Source organism: Escherichia sp. TW14182 (assembly GCF_000208525.1).
Classification (GTDB): Bacteria; Pseudomonadota; Gammaproteobacteria; order Enterobacterales; family Enterobacteriaceae; genus Escherichia; species Escherichia ruysiae.
In genome coordinates this window covers 1-5,098 of the sequence record NZ_AEJZ01000116.1, presented here as the reverse complement: position 1 = coordinate 5,098, position 5,098 = coordinate 1, and the positions used below count along the sequence as shown (strand labels likewise).

General features: G+C 52.0%; 5 protein-coding genes. 3 read left to right on the top strand and 2 right to left on the bottom strand.

Features of this window, described 5'->3' with window-relative positions; translation table 11 throughout:
• Positions 1 to 47: 47 nt before the first annotated feature.
• Together cpxA and cpxR are read right to left on the bottom strand one after the other, a co-directional pair.
• Positions 48 to 1,421, bottom strand: a complete 1,374-nt coding sequence (gene cpxA, locus EQY_RS0110990; RefSeq protein ID WP_000580414.1) for an envelope stress sensor histidine kinase CpxA — start codon at positions 1,419 to 1,421, stop codon at positions 48 to 50.
• Positions 1,418 to 2,116, bottom strand: coding sequence for an envelope stress response regulator transcription factor CpxR (cpxR, locus tag EQY_RS0110985; protein WP_001033722.1), 699 nt, complete (start codon positions 2,114 to 2,116; stop codon positions 1,418 to 1,420). The genes cpxA and cpxR overlap by 4 nt, the downstream gene beginning before the upstream one ends.
• 149 nt (positions 2,117 to 2,265) lie before the next feature.
• Here cpxR and cpxP point away from each other — a divergent pair, with 149 nt between their 5' ends.
• The 3 genes from cpxP to pfkA all read left to right on the top strand — a co-directional run bounded on the left by cpxP (position 2,266) and on the right by pfkA (position 4,960).
• Positions 2,266 to 2,766, top strand: a complete 501-nt coding sequence (gene cpxP / locus EQY_RS0110980) for a cell-envelope stress modulator CpxP (RefSeq protein WP_016158830.1) — start codon at positions 2,266 to 2,268, stop codon at positions 2,764 to 2,766.
• Between the two features lie 148 nt (positions 2,767 to 2,914).
• Positions 2,915 to 3,817, top strand: coding sequence for a CDF family cation-efflux transporter FieF (gene fieF, locus EQY_RS0110975; protein ID WP_001076752.1), 903 nt, complete (start codon positions 2,915 to 2,917; stop codon positions 3,815 to 3,817).
• A gap of 180 nt (positions 3,818 to 3,997) precedes the next feature.
• Entirely contained in the window at positions 3,998 to 4,960 is a 963-nt protein-coding gene (pfkA, locus tag EQY_RS0110970) for a 6-phosphofructokinase (protein ID WP_001355350.1), read from the top strand.
• Positions 4,961 to 5,098 lie beyond the last annotated feature (138 nt).

Below are 5,098 nucleotides of genomic sequence, written 5' to 3'. Positions count from 1 at the left end.
CGGCGTAAACGCCTTATCCGGCCTACAAAAGCTGCCCTGTGCGATGGTTAACTCCGCTTATACAACGGCAACCAAATCACCAGCCGTAAACCACCGAGCGGGCTGTCTTCCGCCTTCACCCAACCACGGTGCTGCTGAATGGCGGTTTCGACAATCGCCAGCCCCAGACCCGTACCGCCAGATTCACGATCGCGCGCTTCATCTGTACGATAGAACGGGCGGAAAATCTGTTCGCGATCTTCCGGGCTAACGCCAGGACCATCGTCGTCCACCGTAATGGTGATACCGTCTTTATCTACCGCGAAGCCCACTTCAATCTTCGTATGGGAATAACGCAGAGCATTACGAACAATGTTTTCCAGCGCACTTTCCAGGGCGTTCGGGTTGCCGTACAGCGGCCACGGCCCTGGCGGGAAGTTAACCGTAAACGACTTGCCCATCTGTTCCGCTTCGAATGCCGCGTTATCCAGCACTTCGTTCCACAACTGGTTGGCTTTGATTGTCTCGCTCACCAGCGCGTTTTTCTGCTGATTACGTGACATTACCAACAGGTCGTTGATCATGCTGTCCAGACGCTGGGCTTCGGTTTCAATACGCTCCAGTTCCTTGCTTTCACCACTACGACGGCGCAGTAACGCCGTACCCAGTTGCAGACGCGTCAGCGGGGTGCGCAGCTCGTGAGAGATATCAGAAAGCAGACGCTGCTGAGAGGTCATCATGCGCTCCAGCGCGGTCACCATCTGGTTAAAACTGGCACCTGCGGCAAGAAATTCTTGTGGCCCCGCTTCCAGTTCCGGGTGTTGGCGTAAGTTCCCCTGGGCAACTTCATCGGCAGCGTTTTTCAGCTTACGCGCCGGTTTTGCCAGACTCCAGGCCAACCACAACAGCAGCGGCGTACTGACCAGCATGGTGACAATCAGCAGCAATAGCGGGCGGTCAAACAGTAAGTTTATGAAATCGGATTGAGAACTGCTGGCCGGACGAATCAGATAAAGCTGGTAATTATCTTCGCCATCACGCACGGAGAATGGCCCCACCAGTTCCACGCGACCATACTTTTTCTTCTGCGGATGATCGGCGTTATCGGCCTGACCAATAAAGTTGCGAATGATCTGCATTTCGCTGCGTTCTGCGCCAATCACGCGGCCTTCGGTGGTCACCAGTAACAAACGCTGCCCCGGTGGTGCCCACTTATCAATGGCACGGAACAGACGGCGCCACCACATTAAATCGTTGGGTGGATCGTTCGCCAGTTCCGCTTCGACATGCTGCTCAATCATCAGCCCCTGACGCTGTTCGCTATCCAGAAGCTCGGTCATCTGGCGTGAATCGAGCTTGGGTAACATCAAAACCAACATCAACACCAGCGCCAGCGTCAGCCAGAAGATGGCGAAGATGCGCGCGGTTAAGCTGCCTATCATGAAGCAGAAACCATCAGATAGCCGCGACCACGCAAGGTTTTAAACCACGGGTGACCATCTTTACGATCCGGCAGTTTACGACGCAGGTTGGAAATGTGCATATCGATAGCGCGGTCGAAAGGCGTCAGGCGTTTGCCCAGCACTTCCTGGCTTAAATGTTCACGAGAAACTACCTGACCCAGATGCTGTGCCAGCAAATAGAGTAGGGTAAATTCAGTACCGGTTAACTCCAGCGTTTGCCCGTCGAAGCTGGCTTCCTGACGGCCTGGATTCAGCACTAAGGCATCAACTTCAAGCGTCGGTGAACCGTTGTCGTTGTTTTGCTGTTGCTCGCTCCAGTGGGAACGGCGCAGGATCGCGCGAATACGAGCCACCAGCTCACGGTCGTTAAACGGTTTCGGGAGATAGTCATCAGCGCCTAACTCAAGGCCGAGGACGCGATCAAGTTCACTGCCGCGTGCCGTTAACATAATGACAGGCGTCTGGTGTGTCTGGCGAAGTGCCTTCAATGTGTCGATACCATTTTTCTTCGGCATCATGACATCAAGCAAAAGTAAATCAATGCTGTCGTCCAGAAGATCAAGCGCCTGCTCCCCATCGTGGGCAACAATTACGTTGAAGCCTTCCATCTCGAGCAGCTCCTTTAACAGGGAAGTCAGCTCTCGGTCATCATCAACTAACAGGATTTTATTCATTGTTTAAATACCTCCGAGGCAGAAATTACGTCATCAGACGTCGCTAATCCATGACTTTACGTTGTTTTACACCCCCTGACGCATGTTTGCAGCCTGAATCGTAAACTCTCTATCGTTGAATCGCGACAGAAAGATTTTGGGAGCAAATGATGCGCATAGTTACCGCTGCCGTCATGGCCTCAACGCTGGCAGTCAGTTCATTAAGCCACGCTGCTGAAGTCGGTTCAGGCGATAACTGGCATCCGGGCGAAGAACTTGCGCAGCGCAGTACGCAGAGCCATATGTTCGACGGCATAAGTTTAACCGAACATCAGCGTCAGCAGATGCGAGATCTTATGCAACAGGCCCGGCACGAACAGCCTCCTGTTAATGTTAGCGAAGTGGAGACAATGCATCGCCTTGTCACCGCAGAAAATTTTGATGAAAACGCTGTGCGCGCTCAGGCAGAAAAAATGGCGAAAGAACAGATCGCTCGCCAGGTTGAGATGGCTAAAGTCCGCAACCAAATGTATCACCTGTTAACGCCAGAGCAGCAAGCGGTTTTAAACGAGAAACATCAACAACGAATGGAGCAGTTGCGCGACGTGACGCAATGGCAAAAAAGTTCATCGTTGAAGCTATTGAGTAGTAGCAACTCACGTTCCCAGTAGTAAACCCTGTTTTCCTTGCCATAGACACCATCCCTGTCTTCCCCCACATGATGTGGGGGTTTTTTTTATCTTCAATTTGCCTGTTGCTTGATGCATTGCAGATGATTTGCTTCCGTTATACTACCGTCAGTTGATAGCGGGAGTATTTATGAATCAATCTTATGGACGGCTGGTCAGCCGGGCGGCGATTGCTGCGACGGCGATGGCTTCGCTGCTATTGCTGATTAAAATTTTTGCATGGTGGTATACCGGTTCGGTGAGTATTCTTGCCGCGCTGGTGGATTCGTTGGTGGATATTGGCGCGTCGTTGACGAATTTACTGGTGGTGCGTTACTCGCTGCAACCTGCCGACGACAATCACTCGTTTGGTCACGGTAAAGCCGAGTCCCTCGCGGCGCTGGCGCAAAGTATGTTTATCTCCGGTTCGGCGCTGTTCCTGTTTTTGACTGGTATTCAGCATTTGGTTTCTCCGACGCCGATGACAGACCCCGGCGTCGGGGTTCTCGTGACTATTGTGGCGCTGATTTGTACGATTATCCTTGTTTCGTTTCAGCGTTGGGTCGTGCGCAGGACACAGAGCCAGGCAGTGCGGGCAGATATGCTACATTATCAGTCCGATGTTATGATGAACGGCGCAATTCTGCTGGCGCTGGGGTTGTCCTGGTATGGCTGGCATCGTGCTGATGCCCTGTTTGCATTGGGAATCGGCATCTATATTTTATATAGCGCGTTACGCATGGGGTATGAGGCGGTACAGTCATTACTGGATCGCGCGCTGCCCGATGAGGAACGGCAAGAAATTATTGATATCGTGACTTCCTGGCCGGGAGTTAGCGGCGCTCACGATCTTCGCACGCGGCAGTCAGGGCCGACCCGCTTTATTCAGATTCATTTGGAAATGGAAGACTCTCTGCCTTTGGTTCAGGCGCATATGGTGGCGGATCAGGTAGAGCAGGCTATTTTACGGCGTTTTCCGGGATCGGATGTGATTATTCATCAGGACCCTTGTTCCGTCGTACCCAGGGAGGGTAAACGGTCTATGCTTTCATAATCAGTATAAAAGAGAGCCAGACCCGCATTTTGTGTATAAAATACCGCCATTTGGCCTGACCTGAATCAATTCAGCAGGAAGTGATTGTTATACTATTTGCACATTCGTTGGATCACTTCGATGTGCAAGAAGACTTCCGGCAACAGATTTCATTTTGCATTCCAAAGTTCAGAGGTAGTCATGATTAAGAAAATCGGTGTGTTGACAAGCGGCGGTGATGCGCCAGGCATGAACGCCGCAATTCGCGGGGTTGTTCGTTCTGCGCTGACAGAAGGTCTGGAAGTAATGGGCATTTATGACGGCTATCTGGGTCTGTATGAAGACCGTATGGTACAGCTAGACCGTTACAGCGTGTCTGACATGATCAACCGTGGCGGTACGTTCCTCGGTTCTGCGCGCTTCCCGGAATTCCGCGACGAGAACATCCGCGCCGTGGCTATCGAAAACCTGAAAAAACGTGGTATCGATGCGCTGGTGGTTATCGGCGGTGACGGTTCCTACATGGGTGCAATGCGTCTGACCGAAATGGGCTTCCCGTGCATCGGGCTGCCGGGCACCATCGACAACGACATCAAAGGTACTGACTACACTATCGGTTTCTTCACTGCTCTGAGCACCGTTGTGGAAGCCATCGACCGTCTGCGTGACACCTCTTCTTCTCACCAGCGTATTTCTGTGGTGGAAGTGATGGGTCGTTACTGTGGCGATCTGACGCTGGCTGCGGCCATTGCCGGTGGTTGTGAATTTGTGGTGGTTCCGGAAGTTGAATTCAGCCGCGATGACCTGGTAAATGAAATCAAAGCGGGTATCGCGAAAGGTAAAAAACACGCAATTGTGGCGATTACCGAACACATGTGTGATGTTGACGAACTGGCGCATTTCATCGAGAAAGAAACCGGTCGTGAAACCCGCGCAACTGTGCTGGGCCACATCCAGCGCGGTGGTTCTCCGGTGCCTTACGACCGTATTCTGGCTTCCCGTATGGGCGCTTACGCTATTGAACTGCTACTGGCTGGTTACGGCGGTCGCTGCGTAGGTATTCAGAACGAACAACTGGTTCACCATGACATCATCGACGCTATCGAAAACATGAAGCGTCCGTTCAAAGGTGACTGGCTGGACTGCGCGAAAAAACTGTATTAATGATTTCGGGCAGATTTCTTTCGCCTGAAACCGATGACAGAAGCAAAAATGCCTGATGAGCTTCGCTTATCAGGCCTACATGAATTGTGCAATCTATTGAGTTTGCAAGCTTTTGTAGGCCGGATAAGGCGTTCACGC